The sequence below is a fragment of the Rhodococcus sp. T7 genome, from assembly GCF_009872365.1.
In the GTDB taxonomy this organism is placed as follows: Bacteria; Actinomycetota; Actinomycetes; order Mycobacteriales; family Mycobacteriaceae; genus Rhodococcus_F.
Genome location: NZ_WXYH01000361.1, coordinates 18,202 through 40,927, shown reverse-complemented (window position 1 = coordinate 40,927; position 22,726 = coordinate 18,202). Strand labels below are relative to the sequence as shown.

20 protein-coding genes and 3 pseudogenes are annotated in these 22,726 nt (G+C 65.5%); 11 read left to right on the top strand and 12 right to left on the bottom strand.

Translation table 11 applies throughout. The features are described 5' to 3' along the window. Both MLGJGCBP_RS37420 and MLGJGCBP_RS37415 read right to left on the bottom strand, forming a co-directional pair. Positions 1-1,139 (bottom strand): acyl-CoA dehydrogenase family protein (locus tag MLGJGCBP_RS37420; RefSeq protein WP_160102250.1); only part of this gene is annotated, 1,139 nt, incomplete at its 3' end. A 14-nt stretch (positions 1,140-1,153) separates the two neighbouring features. Beyond that, the gene (locus tag MLGJGCBP_RS37415) at positions 1,154-2,377 is read right to left on the bottom strand and encodes a CaiB/BaiF CoA transferase family protein (protein ID WP_236581592.1); all 1,224 of its coding nucleotides are present in this window, start codon (positions 2,375-2,377) and stop codon (positions 1,154-1,156) included. A 149-nt stretch (positions 2,378-2,526) separates the two neighbouring features. Here MLGJGCBP_RS37415 and MLGJGCBP_RS37410 point away from each other — a divergent pair, with 149 nt between their 5' ends. Then, on the top strand, positions 2,527-3,285 hold the full coding sequence (locus MLGJGCBP_RS37410; protein WP_087556117.1) for an IclR family transcriptional regulator: 759 nt from the start codon (positions 2,527-2,529) through the stop codon (positions 3,283-3,285). 24 nt (positions 3,286-3,309) lie between these two features. On the opposite strand, the gene MLGJGCBP_RS37405 is transcribed toward MLGJGCBP_RS37410, so the two are convergent. After that, a complete protein-coding gene (locus MLGJGCBP_RS37405; RefSeq protein ID WP_160102248.1) occupies positions 3,310-4,242 on the bottom strand; it encodes an alpha/beta hydrolase in 933 nt (310 codons plus the stop codon). 232 nt (positions 4,243-4,474) lie between these two features. Between MLGJGCBP_RS37405 and MLGJGCBP_RS37400 the strand changes: the two genes are divergently transcribed. From MLGJGCBP_RS37400 to nudC, 3 genes are all read left to right on the top strand, one after another. Further along, a complete protein-coding gene (locus MLGJGCBP_RS37400; RefSeq protein WP_160102246.1) occupies positions 4,475-5,215 on the top strand; it encodes an alpha/beta fold hydrolase in 741 nt (246 codons plus the stop codon). A 73-nt stretch (positions 5,216-5,288) separates the two neighbouring features. Then, positions 5,289-5,591 carry a Dabb family protein gene (locus MLGJGCBP_RS37395; RefSeq protein WP_087556114.1) on the top strand — a complete coding sequence of 101 codons (303 nt, stop codon included), beginning with the start codon at positions 5,289-5,291 and terminating at the stop codon, positions 5,589-5,591. A gap of 73 nt (positions 5,592-5,664) precedes the next feature. After that, positions 5,665-6,594, top strand: coding sequence for an NAD(+) diphosphatase (nudC, locus tag MLGJGCBP_RS37390; protein WP_160102244.1), 930 nt, complete (start codon positions 5,665-5,667; stop codon positions 6,592-6,594). Between the two features lie 162 nt (positions 6,595-6,756). Here nudC and MLGJGCBP_RS37385 read toward each other — a convergent pair whose 3' ends face one another. The 5 genes and pseudogenes from MLGJGCBP_RS37385 to MLGJGCBP_RS37365 form a co-directional block, all read right to left on the bottom strand. Continuing rightward, the gene (locus MLGJGCBP_RS37385) at positions 6,757-7,854 is read right to left on the bottom strand and encodes a hypothetical protein (RefSeq protein ID WP_160102256.1); all 1,098 of its coding nucleotides are present in this window, start codon (positions 7,852-7,854) and stop codon (positions 6,757-6,759) included. A gap of 159 nt (positions 7,855-8,013) precedes the next feature. Further along, positions 8,014-8,228 (bottom strand): annotated as a pseudogene (locus tag MLGJGCBP_RS37380) (acetyl-CoA C-acyltransferase); the annotation flags it as partial. Between the two features lie 18 nt (positions 8,229-8,246). Next, the gene (locus MLGJGCBP_RS37375; protein WP_087556111.1) at positions 8,247-9,128 is read right to left on the bottom strand and encodes a crotonase/enoyl-CoA hydratase family protein; all 882 of its coding nucleotides are present in this window, start codon (positions 9,126-9,128) and stop codon (positions 8,247-8,249) included. 19 nt (positions 9,129-9,147) lie between these two features. Continuing rightward, positions 9,148-10,122 (bottom strand): NAD(P)H-dependent flavin oxidoreductase, encoded by a 975-nt coding sequence (locus tag MLGJGCBP_RS37370; protein ID WP_201453308.1) that lies wholly within the window; start codon positions 10,120-10,122, stop codon positions 9,148-9,150. A 2-nt stretch (positions 10,123-10,124) separates the two neighbouring features. Next, the gene (locus MLGJGCBP_RS37365) at positions 10,125-11,024 is read right to left on the bottom strand and encodes an SMP-30/gluconolactonase/LRE family protein (protein WP_160102240.1); all 900 of its coding nucleotides are present in this window, start codon (positions 11,022-11,024) and stop codon (positions 10,125-10,127) included. 246 nt (positions 11,025-11,270) lie between these two features. On the opposite strand from MLGJGCBP_RS37365, the gene MLGJGCBP_RS37360 reads away from it, so the two are divergent. The 4 genes from MLGJGCBP_RS37360 to MLGJGCBP_RS37345 all read left to right on the top strand — a co-directional run bounded on the left by MLGJGCBP_RS37360 (position 11,271) and on the right by MLGJGCBP_RS37345 (position 17,879). Beyond that, positions 11,271-12,848: a long-chain fatty acid--CoA ligase gene (locus tag MLGJGCBP_RS37360; protein WP_160102238.1), complete on the top strand. Its 1,578-nt coding sequence runs from the start codon at positions 11,271-11,273 to the stop codon at positions 12,846-12,848. 84 nt (positions 12,849-12,932) lie between these two features. Beyond that, positions 12,933-14,723 carry a sigma-54-dependent Fis family transcriptional regulator gene (locus MLGJGCBP_RS37355; protein WP_160102236.1) on the top strand — a complete coding sequence of 597 codons (1,791 nt, stop codon included), beginning with the start codon at positions 12,933-12,935 and terminating at the stop codon, positions 14,721-14,723. A 147-nt stretch (positions 14,724-14,870) separates the two neighbouring features. Continuing rightward, positions 14,871-16,016 (top strand): acyl-CoA dehydrogenase family protein, encoded by a 1,146-nt coding sequence (locus tag MLGJGCBP_RS37350; RefSeq protein ID WP_160102254.1) that lies wholly within the window; start codon positions 14,871-14,873, stop codon positions 16,014-16,016. Positions 16,017-16,232: 216 nt separating this feature from the next. Further along, the gene (locus tag MLGJGCBP_RS37345) at positions 16,233-17,879 is read left to right on the top strand and encodes a flavin-containing monooxygenase (protein WP_160102234.1); all 1,647 of its coding nucleotides are present in this window, start codon (positions 16,233-16,235) and stop codon (positions 17,877-17,879) included. 346 nt (positions 17,880-18,225) lie between these two features. On the opposite strand, the pseudogene MLGJGCBP_RS37340 reads toward MLGJGCBP_RS37345, so the two are convergent. After that, positions 18,226-18,551, bottom strand: a pseudogene (locus MLGJGCBP_RS37340) (transposase); the annotation flags it as partial. On the opposite strand from MLGJGCBP_RS37340, the gene MLGJGCBP_RS54445 reads away from it, so the two are divergent. Continuing rightward, complete coding sequence (locus tag MLGJGCBP_RS54445; protein ID WP_442972139.1) at positions 18,507-18,764, top strand: hypothetical protein; 258 nt, start codon at positions 18,507-18,509, stop codon at positions 18,762-18,764. The pseudogene MLGJGCBP_RS37340 and the gene MLGJGCBP_RS54445 overlap by 45 nt on opposite strands. Positions 18,765-19,242: 478 nt before the next feature. Here MLGJGCBP_RS54445 and MLGJGCBP_RS37335 read toward each other — a convergent pair. Beyond that, a pseudogene (locus MLGJGCBP_RS37335) lies at positions 19,243-19,574 on the bottom strand (sulfatase-like hydrolase/transferase); the annotation flags it as partial. A 266-nt stretch (positions 19,575-19,840) separates the two neighbouring features. On the opposite strand from MLGJGCBP_RS37335, the gene MLGJGCBP_RS37330 reads away from it, so the two are divergent. Then, positions 19,841-20,989, top strand: coding sequence for an FUSC family protein (locus tag MLGJGCBP_RS37330; RefSeq protein WP_160102232.1), 1,149 nt, complete (start codon positions 19,841-19,843; stop codon positions 20,987-20,989). Positions 20,990-20,999: 10 nt separating this feature from the next. On the opposite strand, the gene MLGJGCBP_RS37325 is transcribed toward MLGJGCBP_RS37330, so the two are convergent. Further along, on the bottom strand, positions 21,000-21,395 hold the full coding sequence (locus tag MLGJGCBP_RS37325) for a VOC family protein (protein ID WP_160102230.1): 396 nt from the start codon (positions 21,393-21,395) through the stop codon (positions 21,000-21,002). Positions 21,396-21,433: 38 nt separating this feature from the next. On the opposite strand from MLGJGCBP_RS37325, the gene MLGJGCBP_RS37320 reads away from it, so the two are divergent. After that, positions 21,434-22,273 (top strand): nucleotidyltransferase domain-containing protein, encoded by an 840-nt coding sequence (locus MLGJGCBP_RS37320; protein ID WP_160102228.1) that lies wholly within the window; start codon positions 21,434-21,436, stop codon positions 22,271-22,273. A gap of 12 nt (positions 22,274-22,285) precedes the next feature. Here the strand turns inward: MLGJGCBP_RS37320 and MLGJGCBP_RS37315 are convergent, their stop codons facing one another. Then, positions 22,286-22,720, bottom strand: coding sequence for a VOC family protein (locus MLGJGCBP_RS37315; RefSeq protein ID WP_160102226.1), 435 nt, complete (start codon positions 22,718-22,720; stop codon positions 22,286-22,288). Positions 22,721-22,726 lie beyond the last annotated feature (6 nt).

Genomic DNA, 22,726 nt, shown 5'->3' with positions numbered 1-22,726 from the left:
ATCCCCAATCCCCGCGCGATCACGCCGCGCAGAACTTCGTTGGTGCCGCCCCGGAGAGTAAATCCCGGGCGTTGGACGATGGCGTCCTCGAGCATCGAGGCGTAACGAGTAGGCGAAGATTCATCGGTGAGGAGGTCGGCAAAGTCGGCGACGTCGCCTTCGGTGGACGTCCCGAGGACCTTGACCACGGCGGCGGCGGTGTCGGCGGGTTCGTGGCGCTCGAGTGCGCCCGCCACTGCAGTCGACATGTGGTGCAGACCGGCGATCCGTCCGAGATACCGGCCCAGATTCGAATGCCGCGGCAAGGTTCCCTGCTTCATCTGTTCGGCCGTCTCGGCGAGCAGGACGAATGTCGACAGGAATCGCTCCGGGCCGCTGCGTTCGAAGCTGAGTTCCGAGGTGACCTGCTGCCACCCGTTGTCGATGGTGCCGAAGACCATCTCGTCCTCGACGAGGACCTCGTCGAGGAGGACCTCGTTGAAGTGGTGCTGCCCGTTCATCGACACGATCGGTCTGATGTCGACTCCGGGGGCGCGCAGATCGACGATGAACTGGCTGAGGCCGTCGTGCCGGTGCGCCGGATCGAGTGGGGCGGTGCGGGCGAGGCAGATGAACGCGTCGGCGCGATGAGCACCGGAAGTCCAGACCTTGGCTCCGGTAATGGACCACCCTCCGTCCACTCGGGCGGCCTTTGTGCGCACACTGGCCAAGTCGGACCCGGAATCCGGCTCGCTCATACCGATACCGAAATAGCATTCCCCGCGCGCGATGGCCGGTAAGAACGTGTGTTTCTGGAACTCGGTGCCGTACTTCAGCAGCGACGGGACGATCTGCCGGTCGGCGATCCAGTGGGCGGCGACGGGGGCGCCCGCAGCGAGGAGCTCTTCGGTGACGACGAACCGTTCGAGGTGGCGTCGACCGTGGCCGCCGTACTCGGCCGGCACGGTCATGCCGAGCCATCCGCGGGCGGCCAGTGCACGTGTGAAGTCTTCGTCCCAACCGGTCAACCAGGAGTCGACCTGTCGGTCGATCTTGCCCTCACTGAGTTGTTTGGCAAGAAACTCACGGACTTCGGTCCGCAAGTCGTCCATGGCGTGTGGGTCACTGGAGACCGGGGGCACCAATCTGAGGTTGGTCATGATGGTTCTTCCATTCAGGAGGAGGTGGCCTGGGGCGACGTCGCCGTGACCACGGATGCATCGGCCAGCGCACGGACGCGGTCGGCGGAGTAACCGAGATCTTCGAGAATCGTGAGGGTGTCCTCGCCGAGCAGGGGAGCGTGTCGGCTGAACGAAATCGGTGTGCGCGACATCGCGAACGGAGTGCGGGTGGCGTAGTACTCGCCTTCGGTCGGGTGGTCACGTTTGGTGATCAATTCCTGGTCCAGGACGTAGGCGTTTTCATGTGCGTGGGCGAGATCGAGTAGGTCGGATGCGGGAATACCCTTTGTCTGACACAAGTTCAACCATTCCTGAGTGGTTCGGCTCGGGACGGCTTCCCGGATCGCGGAGAGTAGTTCGCCCATGAGGGTGTGGCGGTCGTTCACCGAGGCGTAGCGGGGGTTGTTCACCAGGTCGGCGCGCCCGGCGATGATGAAGAAGTCGTTCCAGTTCTTCGCCGAGTACGGCATGATGCAGATCCAGCCGTCGGCCGTCTGGTGTGGGACTCGTTCCGGTGTCAGCACGCGCGCCCATCCGAAGTTCCCTTCCACGGGGGCAAAGGTGTGGCCACCGAAGTGCTCGACGAGGTTGAAGCCGATCATCGCGTCGACCATCGGCACGTCGACCTCCTGGCCGAGGCCGGTGCGGTTCTTCTCCATCGCGGCGGCGAGGACGGCGATGACGATGTAGAGACCGACGACCTTGTCGGCGATGACGTATGGGGCATACCGTGGTTCACCGTCGATGAGTTCCGTGAGTTTCGCGGCGCCGGATGCGGCTTGCACGATGTCGTCGTAGGCGGGGTAGTCCCGAAAGGCGGTCTCGGAGCCGTATGCCTGTGCGGTGCAGAGGATCAGTCCCGGATTGTTCTCCGAGAGCCGCTCATAGGTGATGCCCAACTTCTGCCGGGAGCTCGGCCGTAGATTCGTCACCAACACATCCGCGTTGCGCACCAGATCGTCGAGGATTTCGCGGCCCTCCTCGGAGGCGAGATCGATCGCGATGCTGCGCTTGTTGCGCTGGAGGTTGAGTGTCAGAGCGCTCATACCGTCATGGCGGCGGGCACCTATATCTCGGCTCATGTCACCGTCGAGACTCTCGACCTTGATGACGTCTGCGCCCATGTCGGCGAGGGTTGCGGTGGCGAAGGGGCCCATGATGACGGTCGTCAGATCGATGACGCGCAGACCATGAAGGGCGCCGGGTGTGAGTTCCACTGAAACCTCTTTCGCTGCGACAGGAAGCATTTCTAGGACTATGTCAGCTGGAGCAATCTTCCGCAATAAAGGAGTGGAATACATATATAAGTAAGATAGAGTGGGTGGTGACCGCTCGGATGGAGCAGTACCCGTAGGGAGAATTTGCCGTGACGCAACTAGATGATGCCTTCAATGTTCGAGGCCGCAGCCGCCATCGAACCGTGGACCGCATTGCTGCGATTCTCGAGCTCGTGGCCCGATCCCGTACCGGACTGACCTTGAGCGGGATGGCCAAAGAACTTGACGCGCCGATTAGTTCGACGCAAGGTCTCGTCAACGGCCTCGTTGCGACGGGTTACCTCGAGGAGCACGATCGACGGTACTCGCTCGGCAGTGCCCCGTATCTACTCAATCGCCTCGCTGGACGGCAGCCCGTCTCGACGGTCACGCACGCCGACCTGGAAGACGTTCACGCGAGTTCCGGCTTGACGACCGTGCTGTCGATCGCTGTCGGTCCGAACATCTTCTACGTCGATTACTGCTCTTCCGACCCACGGTTCGCGTACCTCGCCGAGAACTACGTGAGGCGATCGCTCATCCGTACCTCCGGCGGCTGGATACTGCTTGCCGGGATGGAGAAGCGTGACCTCTGGGCGTACATCCAAACTCTGCCCGACGAGGATCGCGACACCGTCGAGCGGTTCTTCGCTGCCCTACCGGAGATCGAACAGACCGGAATCTGCGCCTCCCCCAACGAGTCGACCGACGGCGACGGTGTCTCGGTCGCGGTTCGTGAGAACGGCAAGACCGTCGCCGCCGTCGGTGTCATCGCACCACACACCGTGATCACGAAGGAGCGTGACCGGTTGGTCGGCCTCTTGCAGCAAGGTGCCCGGAGATGGTCCGATCGCAGCCTGCGACTGTAATGCAGCCGACCCGGGACACCGTGATCAGTTGGCGAACTGCTTGCCGAGGAATTCGACGACGGCGCCGTGCAGTTCAGCGCTGCGTGGAATGGCACCGGTCATCCAGTACACGGCGTGGACAAGGCCTTCATACAATTCGACCTGCACCGGGACGCCCTGGTCGGCCAGCTTCCGGCCGTAGTCCACGCCCTCGTCCCGAGTGACCTCGTATTCGTTGAGCAACAGCAGGGTGGCGGGAAGCCCCGACAGATCCGCGGCCTTGACCGGGGAGGCGTACGGATTCTCGGCGTCTTCCGGGGTGGCCAGGTACTGCTCCCAGAACCAATCGATGGCTGCCGTGGTGACCAGGTACCCCTCGGCGTACTCCTCGCGCGACGGGAATCGTGCCGTGCCGTCGATGACCGGATAGATCAATACCTGAGCGCGCAGTGCCGGGGCGCCGGTGTCGCGTGCCCGGAGGGCTGTGACCGCGGCCAGGTTGCCTCCGGCGCTGTCACCCATGACGGCAACGCGCGTGCCGTCGCCACCGAACTCGGCTGCGTGCTCGACCACCCAGTTCAGTGCGGCGAACGTATCTTCGGGTGCGGCAGGAAACTTGTGCTCGGGAGCCATCCGGTAACTCGGTGCAGCCACGATGACTTTCGCATCGGTGGCCAGCGCGCGACATGGCTGCTCGATGACGTCGAGGCTGCCGGCGACCCAGCCACCGCCGTGGATGTACACCACGATCGGCAGAGGTACTTCGGACTCCGGGATGTAGAGACGCACTGCCTGGTCGCCCCCGGGTCCGGGGTAGACCGTGTCGACGACACGAGCGACGTCCGCCTTCGGTGCCTGGAGGCCGCTGAAGGACTCGACCACCCCACGCACTTCGGCAATGCTCATCTGCTCGAACGACTTCAGTCCCTGCTCGTTCAGAGTGTCTATCAAATTCTTGACCGCAGGATCGAGTGCCATGGTGTTCTCCTTCATGTCATGAACAAGTCTGCTCAGCCGGCAGGCAGGTGGAGCCACACTATGGGTGCATCCAGCGCGGGGAGTGTCCGAAAATCACACACCCATCTGCACCCCCGGTGGCACGGCCGTGTGTTTCACAATCGGACACGCCGACGCCCTACTGCGGTTCTAGGTTCACTCGAGTGATCAACAGACGGCTGGAATTTCAGCGTCGCCGACAGAGAGGAATGCAGTGAGCGCGATTGCAGCGATCGAAGGAAGCGGTGCCCATCGGACCTTGGTGTTGCACGGCTGGGCGCTGGACAGCAGCGTATGGCTCACCGCCCGCGCCCGGACGGATCAGTCCCGCTTCACCTACGCGTACCTCGACTTTCCGGGATACGGGGTCAACCGTCCCGAAGCACCGGCCGACGGAATCGACGGGATGGCCGCGGTCGCCCTCGACGCCGCCGATCAGCTCGGATGGTCGACCTTTTCCGTTCTCGGACATTCGATGGGCGGCACCACAGCGCTTCGGGTGGCGACACTCGCACCTGATCGCGTGACCTCGGTCGTCGCACTGACGCCCGTCTCCCCGGCAGGTACCCCTCTCGACGAGGCGACCTACGGCTCCTTCGCCGAGGCCTGGGCAGACCCGGGTGCAGCCATCCGTGGCGCATTGGCACCATACATCGACGAGACAGATCTGAAGAACCTCGTCGACCGCAACCGCTCGACGATGGACCAGACAACCTGGGAGTCCTACCTGAAGAACTGGACCAGTCCCGACTTTCTCGACCGGATAGGCATCTACGAAGGGCCGACCACCCTGATCGTAGGTGAGAGCGACCCGTTCGTCACCGCCGAGTACCTCGGGGACACGTTGGCGGCCTTGAAGAACGGGAACCTGAAGACCGTGCAGGGCAAAGCCGGGCACTACCCCATGGTGGAGAACGCTCCGGAGACGGTGGCGTTGTCGGAGCAATCTCTGTAATGATCTGACCGGGAACGTAACCCGGGGTTCCGGCCCCGCCACGTTCAAATTACGAATCCAGGAAGGATTCATCATGCTGAATCACGTTGTGACGTTCATATGGAAGCAGGACATCAGTGACGATCAAATTCAGTCCTTTCACGAAGCTCTGAGCACAGTCTCGGATACTATTCCGGAGGTCGTGGAATACCGTTACGGAAGGGATCTGGCCCTCAAGCCCGGCAGAGGCGACTACGCAATCTCCGCGACCTTCGAAGACGTCCCCGACTTTCGCACCTACCTGGCACATCCCGCTCATGTGCGCCTCGTCCAGGAATTCATTTCGGTGATGGCCGAATCGTATTCGTCCGTTCAGATCGAATTCGCCTCGCGATAGCAGCGACCGGACCGTCGTTCGGCGAACGACGGTCCGGTCGACAGTGTCGCTCGTTTCCGAAAGTTGTGATCCAGTGGTGAGTGTCGAACATACCGGGCAGCAGGCCCTGTCGTGTGGTGCCCCGAGCCGTCCCGCCTCTGTGCGTGACGACGCGGCCGCGTGGGTGGAGGCGTGGCCGGATGCCCGGGTACTTCGCGTGAACGGTCGTGGTCAGGTCCGGCTTGTCGACAGACAACTGATCCTGGAACCGGCCGCCGATCTCTACTCTGAGCCTCCCGCGCGCGCCGTGCTGCTCGGCGTCTGTGGCACGGTTCACGAGTGGGCGGTACGGGACGAGTTCCTCGCTGACGATTCCTCAGCAGGAACCATGGTCGAGGTCGGTGACCTGCGCTCACACGGAGCATTCCTCGACGCTGCCGACGCCGACCGGTATGTCACAGCGTTGGCATTGCTGACGTGGCACGACGACGCCCACTACTGCGCCGGGGATGGGGCGCCGACAACGATCACCTCGGGTGGTTGGATGCGCGTGTGCACGGCGTGCGGTCGGGAGGAATATCCGCGTACCGATCCCGCGATCATTTGTCTGGTGCACGACGGGGCAGACCGAGTACTGCTGGCGCGTCAGGCGAACTGGCCGGCACGGAACTTCTCGACGCTGGCGGGCTTCGTCGAGGCGGGCGAGTCTCTGGAAAGCTGTGTGGCACGGGAAGTCGCCGAGGAGGTCGGTCTCACTGTCTCCGACGTGGTCTACGTCGGAAGTCAGCCCTGGCCCTTCCCGCGCTCCCTCATGCTCGGATTCCATGCCACGGCCGACCCCCGAGACGAGCTCGTCTTCATGGATGGCGAGATCGGCGAAGCTGTCTGGTGCACCCGCGCGGAGGTACGGGAGGCTCTGGCTGCCGGGGATTGGACGAGCCGGTCGGATGCGCACGTGTTGTTGCCCGGCGCAGTCTCGATTGCGAGGCGCATGCTCGAGGCCTGGGCGCGACCCGCTGACTGACGCTATGTCACGGTCGGCACGGTCCCGTCATCGACTGGCACTACTGCGGAAGGAACGGCCTCAGTCGACTCCCAGAGCGCACATTTTGCGGGAAGGTTGGAGCGAGCTACCCAGACGGCGCCACCTGCCCCCACCACCACTTTTCGGTGGACCGACAACAAATCATCCCGCCTCGTTCGACTGCGTCCGCGTCTCCTCGATGCGCTGCCGCTGCCGGACCCCGTACGCCGCCTCCTTGACGGCGGCGTCGTCCTCGAGACCCGACCCGAGCGCCCCACCGATGGTGGCGATGGACGCCAGCAGCCAGGTGAGCGTGAGGTAGTCGGAGAAGTTCACCCCTCGCCCGAGAACACGGGACAGCAGTTCCGACGGAAGAGCGAGACGCGCAGTGAACAGCAGCAGGCAGAACAGGGCCACGTACAGGACGACGACACCGATGACCAGGGTGACCACGGTCGCGGTGTTGTACAGCACCGATCGATTGCGTTCCACCGGCGACTTCGGCCGCTCCCAGAGTTCGTGGTCGAGGATCAGCCAGAGAATCATCGCCACGATCGACAAAATCGTCGCCACACTCATACGCCATGGCCCCATCATGTCGGCGAACAACCAGATCGTGTCGGTGGCCAGCGCGATCGCACCCGTGGCGAAGGCGCCGACAAGCACCTTCGACAGTCCGGTGACCAGTCGCCACGGCCGGTTGGCCCGCACCATCCCCGACAGCAGTCGCAGCCGCCGCAGCCCCGAGGGCGCGAAGTATCGGATGCCGTCCTCAACCTGCGCAGACCGGAACCGTCGCGCCGCGCCGGGGGGCATGAGTTCCGGCTCACCGAGAACGCGGGCGATCGCGAGTTCGGTGACGGTGCGGACCCGGCGCTCGATATTGACGCCGCCCACCCCGGCGACCGAGATGAGCGCGAATTTGTGGTCGGCGCTGACTTCGCCCACCACCGGCAAGGTGTCCTCGCGGCGCGGCAGATCGGTGAGGTACACGACGATGTCCTCCCGCTCGGAGGACGGATCGACCGCGTCGATCACTTCGGCGAAATCCGCTTGCTCGTCTGAGAGGTACGGTTTCCGGCGCACGCACGTCGTCCACCGGCGCTCGGGGCGATCACGGCTCCGCAGGCGTTCCGGCAGGTACTTCGCGACGCGTTCCGCGAGAGCCGCAGGCGTGCCCGGATCCGCGATGAACAGCACCGAGACCTGCTCACCCGCTGCACCGGATTGCCCTCCCTGCAGGTGCTCGTTCGCCTTCACCGCCTTCGCGTACCCGCTCGGTCTGCCCCCAAACTCCAGGCAGGGGGTGCGAGTAGATCGTCGTGATCGTCGATGTGCTGATCTCGGCCACTCGCGGCCATGCCGTCTGTGCACGGCCGTGGCACGGTCCTGCAGTCGAGTCTGGCGACGTTGCACCACCCCAGCTGCGACCGTGATATCCGCGCCGCCCCAGCGCATCTGCATCGCCGACGACCAGATCGCCTGCAAGCCCGAACCGCACAGCCTGTTGACGGAGTATGCCGGGGTGTCACCGGCGATCCCGCGACCAGGCTCACGCGGCGGGCGTCGTAGGCGTCGGGGCCGACCTGACCGATTCAGCCTATGACCACCTCGTCGCTATCCTCGCTGGACACCGCGGGGTGTGGTGGTGATCAGGTGGTGGCATCGATCCACTCCTGGTAGAACGGCGGCATCTCGGATGCCTTCCCGCGGAACGCGGGCGGGCGCTTGTCGAGGAATGCACGCACCCCCTCGTCGCCGTCGCCGATGCTGGTGTAGAACATGGCCAGGGAATCGACGCGATGGGCATCGACGGGATGCGGCGCCGCCGAATTCCGCAACAACATCTGGCGCATGAGTGCCACCGACACCGGCGACCGGTCGCGTGTCCACGCGTCCGCCAGCGCTCGTGCCGCACCGAGCAGCGCATCGGGTTCGTGAACGGCCTGCGCCAGCCCGACGGCGTGTGCGGCGTCGGCGTCGAGGATGTCGGCCCGGTACACCAGATCGAGTGCCGCGGGCATGCCCACGAGCCGGGGCAGAAACCACGTCGAGCACGCTTCCGGCACGATCCCGAGTTTGCCGAACACCAGCCCGAACCGCGCTCGGTTCGATAGCAGGCGCGCATCCATCGCCAACGTCATGGTCGCACCGATCCCGACGGCCGCACCGTTGATGGCGGCGATCACCGGTTTACGGCAGGCGTGGATCGCGAGGGTGACGCGGCCACCGGTGTCGCGGATCCGGCGCAGCTCCGGATCGCCGAGATCGTCCATGTCGGCGAGGGACGGCGTCTTCGATTCGTCGAGCCCGAATACGTTGCCCTCGCTCGACAGGTCCATGCCGGCGCAGAAGGCGCGGCCCTCACCGGTGACGATCACGGTCCGGACCGCATCGTCGTCGTTCACCGACACGAAAGTGTGCTCGAGTTCGTCTGCCATTTCGACGGTGAACGCGTTGAGGTTGTCGGGGCGGTCGAGGACGACGGTGAGGATGCCGTCCTCGATCTCGTGGCGGATGGTCCTGTACTTCATGGCTGCTCCTGCCTGCGCATCAGGTGAGGTCGGCGGCGATTCTGCGGATGGCGGTTTCCGCATCGCTCACGATGTCCGAGATGATCGTCTTGCACGGCAGAACGGCTTCGATGAGTCCCTGGGACTGGCCCGCCCACCACATGCCGCCGTCCATGTCGCCCTTCTGCAGTACCTCGGTGCGACCGCGTGCCCCGGACGCGAGGTGCGCGATGTCGGAGAATTCTGCGCCGGGACGAGACGAGATCGCCGCGATTATTTCCGAGATCGCGTTGCGGGCGACACGGGCGGTGTTGTGGAACTCGCGGAAGACGAGGATCGTCTGGCATTCGTCGTTGGCGACGATCTGGGCCTTGACGTTCGGATGCACCGGGGCCTCGTCGCTCGCGACGAACCGGGTGCCCATGTTGATCGCGGAGGCGCCCAGGGCGAGCGCTGCTGCCAGCCCGTCCCCGGTGGCGAATCCACCGCTGGCGATGATCGGGATGTCGAGTACGCGGGCCGCGGCCGGGATGAGGACGAGTCCGGGGATGTCCTCGTTGCCGGGGTGGCCGGCGCACTCGAATCCGTCGATGCTCACCGCGTCGACGCCCATGGACTGGGCCTTCAGCGCATGCCGGACGGCCACGGCCTTGTGGATGACCTTGATTCCGGCGGCCTTGAACGCCTCGACGTGCTCGCGGGGATTGCTGCCGGCGGTCTCCACGATGGTGATGCCGCTGTCGATGATCGCGGCACGGTATTCGTCGTACGGTACGGGAGTGACCGTCGGCAGGAGGGTGAGGTTGACGCCGAACGGTTTGTCGGTCATCTCCCGGCACCGGATGATCTCGGCCGCGAGCGCTTCGGGTGTGGGTTGGGTCAGTGCGGTGAGGAAGCCGAGGCCTCCGGCTTCGGCCACCGCGGAAATCAGCTCCGCGGTGCCCACACCGGTCATACCCCCGCACACCACCGGGTGCTCGACACCGAAGGCTTCTGTGAAGCGTGTGCGCAGCATGGTCACGGCCGTCCCGCGTGCGGAACGTCGACGGTCGTCGAGAGGACCTTGGCCTCGCGTGCGGCACTGCGCTTGGTCTCGTCGAAGTCGGGGGCGACCGACAGGAACAACGTCCGTCCGTCGTGTCCGCCGAGGGCGACCGCGAACACGCCCAGCGGTGCAGTGCTCACCTGGTCGAGGACGGTCCCGCCCTCACCCAAGCGGACGGCGCGTTGGTTGACGCAGTCGGCGATCCAGACCGCGCCGTCGGCGTCGAGGGTCTGACCGTCTGGGGCGATCGTGCATGCCGCGAGCCGCTTCTCCACGTTCGGTTCGTCGCCGAGGTCACCGAACGAGGCGAAATCCTCTCGGGGGCCGAGTGTTCCGTCGGGTCCGATCTCGAACTGGGAGACCCGGTTACCGAACAGTTCGTTGACGTACAGTGTTTTTCCGTCCGGGGAGATGCACATGCCGTTCGGGAAGGACAGTCCGCCTGCGGCCACGCGGGAGGTGCCGTCCGGCTCGACGAGGACGACGACACCGTGCTCGTGGTCGGCCCCGCCCATGAGGTCGAATCCGAATTCACCGACATACGCTTGCCCGTTCGCTGCGACCACCATGTCGTTGGCGTAGCCGCGGCAGTGTTCGGAGATGTCGGCGTGCTCGACGAGCGCGCCGTCGGATTCCCTGCGCAGGACCTTGCGGTCCTTCATGGAGACGACGAGCATGCGTCCGTCGGGGAGCCAGCCGAGGCCCGACGGCTGATGCTCGACGGTGCAGACCCGTTCGACGGATCCGTCCGGGTTCACGACGTTGACCGAGTGGGTATAGAAGTCGACGAACCACAGTCGGTCCTCGTGCCAGCGGGGTCCCTCGGTGTAGGTGAAGCCCGCCGCGATCTCGGTGAGCTGACGATCGGACATGTCGGTACCTCTTCCTGAGTTCGGCTTTTTGCCGTGCGTTGTGCCGTCGGTCGCAGGTCGATCGACTGGGCCGGTGGTGTGAGCCCCAGTCTCGGGATTCGCGGTGCGGCGCGGGTGTCCCACAACGCAACAGTGAGTTCGCAGTGCGGCTCGGGGTTCGTTGTCGCGAATTCGGACGGTCCGCAGGGCGGTTCGGCATGGACGCTGGTCGCACTCGCTCACCCACCGGATCCGGAGAAATACAGAATGTTCACCACGATGATGGATCGCCCACTGCTCGTCAGCTCGTTGCTGTGGCATGCAGAGAACGTTTTCGCCGACCGAGTCTGCGTCTCGTGTGACGGTGACCGCGGCGACCGGGAGTTCACCTATCGCGATCTCGGCGCGGCCACCCGCAGGTTCGCTGGTGCGTTCGACAACCTCGGGATCCGGTTCGGGACGAGAGTCGCGACGCTCGCATGGAACACGTTCGAGCACCTCGTCGCCTACTATGCGGTTCCGGCGTGCGGGGCGATCCTGCACACGGTCAACCACCGGATGTCGCCCGACCACATCGTCTACGCGATGGACAAGGCAGAGGACGAAGTGGTGTTGATCGACGCCGATCTGCTGCCCGTGCTCGAAGACGTACTTCCCAGACTTTCCCGGGTCCGGCACGTCGTGGTCTTCGGGGCCTTCGACGGTATCGCGCCCATAGCGTCCACGACGGTGACGCGGTGGTCGTTCGACCAGCTCCTGCACGACGCCGTGCCGATCGGGGAGTTCCCGGAGTTCGACGAGACCTCCGCGTCGTCGATCTGCTTCACCTCCGGCACCACCGGACTGCCCAAGGGTGTCGTGTACAGCCACCGCAGCACTGTGCTGCACGCGATGGCCATCAGTGCCTCCGGTGGTGTCGCGATCGACGGGTCACGCTCGTATCTGCTGACTACGCAGATGTCCCACGTCCACAGCTGGGGTGTTCCGCACGCGGGTGTCCTGCAGGGGGCGCGCCTCGTCCTTCCCGGACGGCACCCCTCACCGGCGGAGCTGCTACGCATCACCACCGAGCAGACCCCGGATGTGTTCGTCGGCGTACCGGCTGTCGCTGTGCTCATTCGCGAGCGGTTCGACGTCGTTCCCTACCTTCACGTTCTCGGGAGCCTGCGGACCCTGTGGCTGGGCGGCCAGGCGCCGCCGTCGGGTCTGGTGAACTGGTGGGCGGCACACGGAGTGTCGACCGTCAACGGATGGGGGATGACCGAGACGTCGCCCATGGGAACCTTCAGCCACGCCCCCACAAACCACGGACGGCCCCTGCCGCTGTTCCAGGTGCGCATCGTCGACGAGGAGGGTCGGACCCTGCCGTGGAACGGCTTCACCACAGGTGAACTGCAAGTCCGCTCGCCGTGGGTGACCGGCACCTACCTCGACGACGACCGTACTGCCGACGCGTTCGACGACGGCTGGTTGCGGACCGGCGACGTCGCTGTGATCCACCCCGACGGCCAGGTCCAAATCCACGACCGCGTGAAGGACCTCATCAAAAGCGGAGGCGAGTGGATCTCCTCGGTCGAGCTGGAGAACAAGCTGCTACTCCACCCGACTGTCCTCGAAGCCGCCGTCATCGCCGTTCCACACGAGACGTGGCAGGAACGCCCCGTGGCGTGGGTCCGGCTCACCGGCGAGGTCACCGACGACGAACTGCGGACCCATCTGGCGGCGTCCCTACCGAAGTTCTGGCTTCCGGACTCGTTCGTCCGGGTCGGCCAGATCCCCACGACGTCGGTGGGCAAACTCGACAAGGCGCGGATGCGTCAACTGTGGCGCGAGGACGTGGTGTAGCGTTCTGGGACACTCGCAGCCTGTGTGACCTCGGTTACATAATGAATGTACTGGCTGTGAAGTGCTCCGAGGTGGTGATGTGGTGTGGTAACCGACCGGTCCTCCGCGCGTGCGGACGATCGTTCCCTCGACGCGGATGAGGGTGCTCCGCTGAGGTTGCGACCGGAGATCGAACAGTCGTGGCGGCGGTGCCGCGCCATCGGGGCGGCGCCGGACGGCTCGCGGTTTCGGTTCATCGACGACACCTACACCGATTCGAAACTGATTCGTGCCGCACGCCCCGTCGTGGATCGGCTGGCCGAACAGCTCGCCGATACGCCGGTGACGATCCTGCTCGCGGATCAGGATGCCACCATTGTCGACCGCCGCACGGGGGTGAGGTCACTGCTCGGGCGTCTCGACCGTGCCCAGGTGGCGCCCGGCTTCATGTTCTCCGAAGAGTACGCAGGCACCAATGGCATCGGCACGGCCCTCGAGGAACGCAAAGCGTTCCGGGTGCGCGGCGGCGAGCACATGCTCGAGTCCCTGCAGTCGCTGGCGTGCGTTGGCTCGCCGATCGTCGACCCGGTCTCGCGCACGGTGGTGGGTATCCTCGACATCACGTGCAACGTCGATCAGGTCAGCGACCTGATGGCGCCGCTGATCTTCTCCGCGGTCCGGGACGTCGAGGAGCGGCTCTTCGACCAGTCCGCCAAGAGTGAGCAGGTTCTGCTGCGCGAATACATGCGGAGCAAGCGCCGCGGCAATGCCGCGGTGGTGGCGATGAGTCCGGACACGGTGATCGCAACTCCGACCGCGTCTCGGCTGATGGACTCGACGGATCAGATGATGATCTGGGACTGGATCAGCAGCCATCTGGGCACGAAGCAGGAATGGGAAGGACCGCTGCGTTTCGCGGACGGCATCGACGTGCGGGTTCATGCGCGTCGGGTGAGCGAGTCTGGCGAGCAGCTCAGTGCGATTCTCGAGTTGCGTCCGATGGTCTCGTCCGCGGTCTCCCGTCCTCACACGGCCGCGCTTCCCGCATCGCGTCATGCTCCCGCCACCGAGTCCGCGGGCCGGATCGTGGGCCGAAGCCTGGCCACGCACCGGCTGCAGAGCCGCATCGACGAGATCGCGGGCACGGTGGGTCCGGTCCTGGTGACCGGCGAGTCCGGGGTCGGCAAGTCGCATGTCGCCCGGTACATTCAGCAACGCTGGGGCCACGACGGCGACATCCCCGTGATCGACGGGTCCACCTTGACCCCCGAGACCGTCACAGATCTGCGCGCGCGCCTGTCGAGCAACGTCCCGTGGATCGTCGAACACGTGGACGAGATACCGGACGACGCGGTCGCTCCCACCCGCCGGCTACTGGACGCGGCCGCGACGATGTCCGCGCCGATCGTCGCGACCGCGACCTCGACGGCGCCGGACGGTGCCGGCCAGCAGGTGCACACCCATGTGCGCCGAAGTGTGTCCGTGTCGCCGCTGCGCCAGCGGATCGAGGATCTCGACGACCTCGCACGTGAATTGCTCGGCGCTCACCTCCCCGGGCGGCCCACCCCGCAGTTGCAGCCGGCAGCCCACCGGGCTCTGGTTGCCCACCACTGGCCGGGCAACGTCCGAGAGCTCGATGCCGTCCTGTCCACAGCCATCGCCCGGTCGATGGGATTCGACATCAGACTCGAACACCTTCCCGACGACTACCGCGCACTGGGATCGGGCCGGCAGCTCACCTCCCTCGAACGCAGTGAGCGGGAAGCGATCGTGCGTGCCCTCGACGAGGCCGACGGCAACAAGTCGCTCGCCGCCGATCGGCTCGGTGTCGCCCGGTCGACGCTGTACCGCAAGATCCGCGCGCTCGGGCTGGAGAACGAACGCTTCGGATCCTGATCCCGAAACCCCTTGTCGCGTATCGGGACATCCCAGCCACATCCATTGCGGAGACGATAGGCGCAGGACGGGCGACCCCAGTCACCCGACTCCTCGCGCCGCCCCGCCGGGTGTCGGCGGCGGACCGATCCGAAGGGACGATCAATGATGAAGCGCACCGTCTACAGCGACGACCACGAGGCATACAGGGACTCCGTCCGTCAGTTCCTCGTCCGGCATTTCGAACCGCGCGCCGACGACGTCCGTGCCGACAAGGCGCTGCCCCGGGACTTCTGGCTCGAAGCAGGCAAACACGATCTGCTGGGACTCGAGGTGCCGGCAGAGTACACGGGTGCGGACGCGGGTGACTACCGCTTCAACGCGGTGCTCATCGAGGAACTGGCCAAGGCCAACGCTGCCCTGGCGTCGAGTGTGAGCATCCACTGCGATGTCGTAGCGCCGTATCTGGTGCGACTGACCACCGACGCACAGAAGAAGCGGTGGCTGCCCGGTGTGTGTTCGGGTGAGATACTCACGGCGATCGGGATGACCGAACCCGGTGGCGGTTCGGATCTGGCCGCGCTCAAGACCACCGCGGTACGCGACGGCGACCATTGGGTGCTCTCGGGCGCGAAAACGTTTATCACCAACGGTTATTCGGCGGACCTGGTGGTGATCGCGGCACGGACTTCACCGGAGAAGAAGGCCAAGGGCATCACCCTCTTCGGTGTCGAGACTTCACTGCCCGGATTCGAGCGGGGCCGTAAACTCGACAAGGTTGGCCAGGACGAAGCCGACACCGCCGAGTTGTTCCTCGACAACGTGCGGGTCACCGACGCCGATGTCATCGGTGAGCTCGATCGCGGCTTCATCCACATGATGTCGTTCCTGCCCCAGGAGCGGCTGGGGTGTGCTGTCGCGAATCTTGCGCACGCCGCGCAGATCCTTGTCGAGACCATCGACTACTGCCGCGAGAGAAAGGCTTTCGGTCAGTCGATCGGAACATTTCAGCACAACAAGTTTCTGATCGCCGACCTGGTGACGCAGATCGAGGTCACGCAGGCGTATGTCGACCGGTGCGTCGAAGCCCACGTGGCGGGTGAGCTCACCTCCGTCGATGCGGCGAAGGCGAAGTGGTGGACCGCCGACGTCCAGAACCGGGTGATCGACCACTGCGTGCAACTGTACGGCGGCTATGGCTACATGAATGAATACCGGGTGGCGCGGGCGTGGCGGGATGCACGGGTCACGAGGATCTGGGCGGGGTCGAACGAGATCATGATGGAACTGATCGGCCGCGACCTCGGTCTCTGAATCCCGGTCGGTGGCGCGCGCCCGGGAACAATCGTGGCTGCTGCCGCCTGGTCCGTCGGAAGACGGAACTCGAATGTCCTTGTGGTTCTTGAGACTATCTTGGAACCGATCGGCACTCGTGATTCGATTTCGGACACTTCACATCACACCGTCGCTTCTAACGTCATACATGTCCGGGCAGGAATAGACGTCCCGGGAAACCTCGAGGAGGAACCAATGACGGCATCCCAGGCCGACACGGCCACCCGCACCGGCTCGCACTCTGACAACGATGTGCTCGACGTCCTGATCATCGGCGGAGGCTTCTCCGGCTTGTATGCGCTGGACCGGCTTCGCGACCTCGGCTTCACCGTCAAGGTCTGGGACGCGGCCGGCGGATTAGGCGGAATCTGGTGGTGGAACTGCTATCCCGGTGCACGCACCGATAGCACCGGACAGATCTATCAGTTCTCGCACAAGGACCTGTGGAAAAGTTACGATTTCGCCGAACTGTATCCAGGTTTCGCCGGAGTCCGGAACTACTTCGAGCACGTCGACTCGCAGCTGGATCTCACGCGCGACGTCGTGTTCGATACCTTCGCCGAGGCGTGCACGTGGGACGAGGCCTCTCGCGAGTGGACCACGCGGTCCGCGGACGGCAAGGTCCAGAAGGCACGTCAGGTGATCGTCGCCACTGGATTCGGCGCGAAGCCGCTCTACCCGAATCTCGAAGGGCTCGACTCGTTCGCCGGTGAATGCCACCACACTGCCCGCTGGCCGCAGGAGGGCGTGGACATGACCGGCAAGAAGGTCGTCGTCATGGGCACCGGCTCGAGTGGCGTGCAGGTGGTGCAGGAAGCCGGTCACGTCGCCGAACACGTCACGGTGTTCCAGCGCACCCCCAACCTGGCGATTCCGATGCAGCAGCGCACGCTCAGCCCCGACGACAACGAGAACTTCCGGAAAGGACTGCCCGAGCGGTTCGCGGCACGCTACAAGGCCTTCGCAGGCTTCGACTTCGACTTCCTGCCGCAGAACGCCACTGACCTGAGCAAGGAGGAGCGCGACGCGATCTACGAGAAGATGTGGTCCGAAGGTGGTTTCGAGATGTGGCTCGGTACCTTCCAGGACATCCTCGTCGACGAGGAGGCCAACCGTACCTTCTACGACTTCTGGCGCAGCAAGGTCCACGAGCGGGTCACCGATCCGAAGAAGGCCGCGATCGTGGCGCCCGCGACACCGCCACACCCCTACGGAGTCAAACGCCCATCACTCGAGCAGGACTACTTCGACGTCATCAACCAGAGCAACGTCGATGTCATCGACTCCAACGTCACCCCGATCCGCCGGGTGCTGCCCCACGGCGTCGAGACCGACGAGGGCGTCATCGATTGCGACCTGCTGGTGTTGGCCACCGGCTTCGACAACAACAGTGGCGGAATCATGGCCATCGACATCCAAGGTGTCGACGGATTGAGCATCCAGGACAAGTGGAAGTCCGGGGTCGACACCTGCATGGGCCTGTCCACCCGCGGGTTCCCGAACATGATGTTCCTCTACGGCCCGCAAAGCCCGTCCGGTTTCTGCAACGGCCCCACGTCCGCCGAGTACCAAGGCGAGATCGTCGTCGAGTTCCTTCAGCATCTGCGCGACCACGACATCACCCGATTCGAGAACACCGCTGAGTCGGAGAAGCAGTGGCGTGCGCACGTCGACGAACTGTTCTTGAACTCGATGTTCACAAAGGCACGATCTTGGTACTGGGGCGCGAACGTGCCCGGCAAGCCGGCGCAGATGCTCAACTATTCGGGGGGTGTGCCGCAGTACTTCGCTCGCTGGGACGACATCAAGGCCAACGGCTACGACGCCTACGAGACGAACTGATCCAAAGGAGTCACGTGGGCCGCGGTGCATCATCCGTGGCCCACGAGCTGCAGCGGGCGAGAAGAGCAGACCATCCGACCACCCTGACGATGAACGGTTGCCGGTACGCTTCCCGCCTCGGACATGCCTACTCCGAGCGCGGTGACGGCAGCCGGCGCCGCAATCAGCCCGCGGCCGCACGCGCTTGTCGCTGCGCGGTGAGCCCTCCTCCTGCAGCAACGCACTGAAGCTGAGGATTCTGACAGCTTAATGAGAAGCCCTCGTTGACAACGAATTAGAGCGTGTCTCATGTGGGAAGTTTCTTGAAGCAGGTGAGTGCGGCAGCGAGGTGGAGAAATCCGGCGGATTATTCGTGGCGTTCGTAGCGGATGGTCATGCGCCGGTAGCCGGTAAGCCAAGCAATGGTGCGTTCGATCTTCCACCGATACCGGCCCAGCCGATCATTTCTCTCGATGCCGAGGCGAGCGATCCGCGGAACGATGCCCCGTTCGCGTAGCCACCGACGATGTTTGTCGTAGTCGTAGCCCTTGTCGGCGCGAAGCTTTCCCGGCCTGCGGCGGCGCGGTCCACGCCGGGATTTCACCGCCGGGATCGCGCGGCCACCAACGGTTGGAGCATCGTGCTGTCGTGCGTGTTCGCCCCGGATACGTCCACGACGGGAATCCATTCCGTTGGCACATGGACCTCGGCCTGATCGCCGCGCCCAAATCGGCGAACCTGGGGCGGATCGCAGCGAACATCGACATCTTCGACTTCAGTCTCACAGCGGAGGAGGTCGACGCCATCACCGCGCTCGACACCGGTTCGGTCCCCCCACCCCCCCCGGTGGACTCGGACGAGCCGTTGAGCCCTCCCCCGGGCGTCGTCGACTCCGGCGCGAACTAGTACCGCTGCTCGGGTTTGCTTTGCTGCCAAAACACTTCGATCATTGTCCGCGTGTCACCCACGCCTGGCGTTGACGGCATTCAGAGCGAGATGATCGCCCGTAGCACGGTGGCTGCTGCGCCGGCGTAGGCCAGGGCGATAGCGAGTGTGCGGGCGTGGGCGGGGTCGACGCACCCGGTCAGTGCGCTGCCGATCTTGACGCCAACGAGTAGGGCGGCGGACGCGGTCAGGTCGAGCCTCGGATCGATGTGGACGGCGCCGCCGGAGGCGAATTTGGTGACCAGGGACAGGTCCGCGACGGTGAAGAAGAACGGTTGCAGGTGGCGGCGAATGCTTGTTGCGGCCAGCGGGAGGCGAGCGCGTCGGTCGTCACCGGGGGCGCGACCCCGGCGGTGGTGTTCATCAGCCCGGACACGAAACCCGCGGCCACCACCGGGGCCCTCCTGCTCACGGTTTGCAGAGTCACTGTGCAGTCCGCGTATCCGGCGCGGTGCGGGTTCAGGCCGGTGAGCAGACCGAGGTGGTGTGATAGTTCGACAGCCAGTAGCCGCTGTCGGCGAGCCGGTTGAGGTTGGGGGTGTCGATCTCGGAGTCGAACGGCCCGATGTCCGAGTAGCCCATGTCGTCGATGAGGATCACCACGATGTTCGGCGCGCCGGCCGGGGCCTTCGCCTCCGGCTTCCACCACGGCGTCGACTCCGCGCTCGTCCGCCCGATGTGTCCGCCGAATCCGTCGTACCCTCGCGCGCCCGACGGGATCTGCTGCCAACCGTCGACTCCACCGGTTCCGTTACTTCCCACTTCGGGCACGCGCGCAATCCCTTCACTCACGGAGAAAGGATTTCCCCGCACATGTGGGGGAATCGTACGGTTGCTCACGACCCCGGCGAGTGGTTTGAATCACGAAGATTCCAAACCACGTTCGCCAGCTGTGACCTGCATCGCCCGAAACCGGTGGCAGAACGTGATCTGTGCAATGAAAGGGGCCGCTTTTACACGCGCGTAAGAAATTCAGGACAGGCTTTGCGGTGAACGTGCTCCTGCCCGCGTGTGATCGTCCAGAAAGCTGTACCACTGTGCTCCAGCTCATCTCGATACTCGGCCTCCTCCGACGTGCCGGTTCCACCGCGTGGCCGTCGCTGCGCGCCGCGTTGCTTCGCTTCGCGGGGTACCTGGTGCCGATTGCCCAGACGGCGGTCACCGCGGGGGCGGCGTGGTGGGTGTCGGTCGAGGTGGCCGGTCACGAGCAACCGTTGCTGGCCCCGCTGGCCGCGGTCGTGTGTCTGAGCGTCGCGCGCGGCGCCCGCAGCCGCCGCGCCGGTGAACTCATCGCCGGTGTCACCATCGGAACGATCGTGTCGGACGTCGTCGTGCGGTACATCGGCAACGGCCCGTGGCAGATCTGCCTCGTGGTGGCGGTGGCCATGTCGCTGGCGGTGCTCCTCGACGGTGGTTCGGTGATCGTCCTGCAGTCGGGTTCGTCGGCGGCACTGGTCGCGGCGATGGCTTCCGCGACCGCCGCGCACCCGTTCGACCGGGTCGTCGATGCGTTGATCGGGGGTGCGCTGAGTCTGGTGGCGCTGTCCGTGTTGCCCACCGACCCCGTCCGAAGGACACGCCGGTGCGCCGCCTCGGTGCTGGACAGCGTGGCCGCGGCCCTCCGGCAGACGTCGAAGGGGCTGGCCGCCGGGGACGTCTCCGCACTGGAAGATGCTCTCGCACTTGCCCGTTCGACGCAGTCGACCATCGACAGCATGCGCGTCGAACTCCGGTCCGGCTCCGAGGTGGCGCGGATCTCACCGATTCACTGGCGGGGACGCCGCCGCATCGGCCGGCTCGCGTCGATCGCGGACCCGATCGACAACGCCGCACGCAACACCCGGGTTCTGGTGCGGCGGGCCCTGATCGCCACATACGACGGTGAGCGGGTGGACCCGCAGTTGGCGGACGCCGTCTCCGAACTGGCGCACCTCGCCGACCGGATGCGGCTGATGATCCTCGCGACGACACCCGCGAAGAAGCCCAACGAGATTCAGATCAGCGACGAACTGGAACGCTTCGCGCGCGCACTGCCGCAGCAGGAAGTCTCGGCCGGGTTCTCCGCGGCGGTCGTCTCCGCGCAGGTCCGATCGATCGTCATCGACTTCTTCGAAGTGTGCGGCATCCCGCGCGCCGTCTGCCGGCCGATGCTGCCCCGTCCCGCCCAATACGCGGGCGCGGCGTAGTCCGGCGACCTCAGGACAGCTCGAGCCGGCACCCCGCCGGCGCGCGGGAGTTGTCGATGACGCAGAACCGGTTGCCCTCGGTGTCCGCCAGCACGACGAAGTCCGAGTCCTCCGGGTAGCGGTCCCACGGCACCCTTTGCGCGCCGAGACCGACGAGTCGTTCGATCTCGGCGGCCCGATCGTCGCTGTCGCGGGCGTGCAGGTCGAGGTGCAGCCGCGGCTCGGGTTCCGCGTCGTGTTCGCTCTGCTGGATCCCGAGCACCGGTCGGCCGTCGGGCCGCGTCAGGTTGGTGAAATTGTTGTCGCCGACCGGCGGGCGCGCGGTCAGTCCGAGCGCCTCGGTCCAGAACCTGACTGCGCGGTCGACGTCGCGTGCCCCGATCACGGTCGTTCCCAGGATGAGCATGATCCGAATTTATCCGCTGCGCCGGGCCGGGGTGGACGATGTGGGGTGTGGATTTTCCTGATGCGGTGCTGCGACCCCTCGCCGAACGGTTGTGTCGCGTCGACGGCGTCGTCGGCGTCACCCTCGGCGGCAGCCGCGCCCGCGGCACCCACACGGCGGAATCCGACTACGACCTCGGCGTCTACTACCGCGGGACGCTCGACACCGACGGGCTGACCGCGCTCGCGCAGGAGTGGGCGGGCGCCGGGACGTCGGCGACCCGTACGGGCGAATGGGGTCCGTGGGTCGACGGCGGGGCGTGGCTGTCGTACGACGGCCGGGCGGTGGACTGGCTGTACCGCGACCTCGACCGTGTGGCCGCGGTGTGGCGGGACGCGCAACAGGGGGTGTACGGGTTCCACGCCCAGACCGGTCACCCGTTCGGATTCGCGGACTTCGCGTACGCGGGCGAACTCGCGTCGGCGGTGATCCTCGCCGATCCGTCCGGACAGCTCGGCGAGTTCCGCGCCGACCTGCAGCACTACCCGGACGCGCTGCGCGACGCGCTGGTGCGGCGCGGACTGTGGGAGGCGGAATTCGTCACCGTGCTGGCCCGCAAGGCAATCCCGCGAGCCGACACGACGTACGTGGCGGGCTGCCTTTTTCGCGCGGTGTGCCTGTGCGCCCACGCCCTCCACGCGCACGCCCGGCGCTGGCTCATCAGCGAGAAGGGCGCCGTAGCCGCCGCCGGCGCCCTGCCGAACGCACCGGCCGACTTCAGCGTCCGCGCTCACGCCGTCCTCTGCCGGCTCGGCACGACACCGGACGACTTGACCGCCGCTCTCGCCCTGGCCGAACAGCTCGTCGCGGACACCCGCGACGCCTGCCCACTCCCCTGAGCGCGCACACCCTCAGCCGTCCTCCCCGAACCGCCCGCGGGCCTCGACCGGAATCAGCGGCTTCTCCGCCCGCGCCCTGATCTGCTGGACCCCCCACGTGTTGCCGTCGGGATCGGCGAATCCGAAGAACGTGCCCCCGTCACGCTCGTCGAACACGGTGATCTCACTGACCTCGACACCCCGGTCGAGCAACTCCTGCCGCGCCGCGGTCGCATCGGAGACGACCAGCTGCAATCCCCTCATCGACCCCGGCGCCATTTCCGTGTGCGACGGGAGGTCGCCGATCACGATCGAGCACCCCGAACCGGTCGGCGTCAGCTGAACGACGTGCATGTGCTCGTTGGTGGTGTCGTGATCGAGATGAAAACCGAGCTTGTCGCGGTAGAACGCGACGGATCGATCGATGTCACTGACGGGCAGAACGACCACTTCGAGGGTCCAGTCCATGATGCG

Bases quoted from the DNA above. Each gene is read 5' to 3' on its own strand.
- MLGJGCBP_RS37405 (WP_160102248.1), bottom strand. From the start codon at position 4,242: ATGGCACTCGATCCTGCGGTCAAGAATTTGATAGACACTCTGAACGAG.
- MLGJGCBP_RS37395 (WP_087556114.1), top strand. From the start codon at position 5,289: ATGCTGAATCACGTTGTGACGTTCATATGGAAGCAGGACATCAGTGAC.
- MLGJGCBP_RS37375 (WP_087556111.1), bottom strand. From the start codon at position 9,128: ATGAAGTACAGGACCATCCGCCACGAGATCGAGGACGGCATCCTCACC.
- MLGJGCBP_RS37370 (WP_201453308.1), bottom strand. From the start codon at position 10,122: ATGCTGCGCACACGCTTCACAGAAGCCTTCGGTGTCGAGCACCCGGTG.
- MLGJGCBP_RS37365 (WP_160102240.1), bottom strand. From the start codon at position 11,024: ATGTCCGATCGTCAGCTCACCGAGATCGCGGCGGGCTTCACCTACACC.
- MLGJGCBP_RS37360 (WP_160102238.1), top strand. From the start codon at position 11,271: ATGTTCACCACGATGATGGATCGCCCACTGCTCGTCAGCTCGTTGCTG.
- MLGJGCBP_RS37350 (WP_160102254.1), top strand. From the start codon at position 14,871: ATGAAGCGCACCGTCTACAGCGACGACCACGAGGCATACAGGGACTCC.
- MLGJGCBP_RS37345 (WP_160102234.1), top strand. From the start codon at position 16,233: ATGACGGCATCCCAGGCCGACACGGCCACCCGCACCGGCTCGCACTCT.
- MLGJGCBP_RS37325 (WP_160102230.1), bottom strand. From the start codon at position 21,395: ATGCTCATCCTGGGAACGACCGTGATCGGGGCACGCGACGTCGACCGC.
- MLGJGCBP_RS37320 (WP_160102228.1), top strand. From the start codon at position 21,434: ATGTGGGGTGTGGATTTTCCTGATGCGGTGCTGCGACCCCTCGCCGAA.
- MLGJGCBP_RS37315 (WP_160102226.1), bottom strand. From the start codon at position 22,720: ATGGACTGGACCCTCGAAGTGGTCGTTCTGCCCGTCAGTGACATCGAT.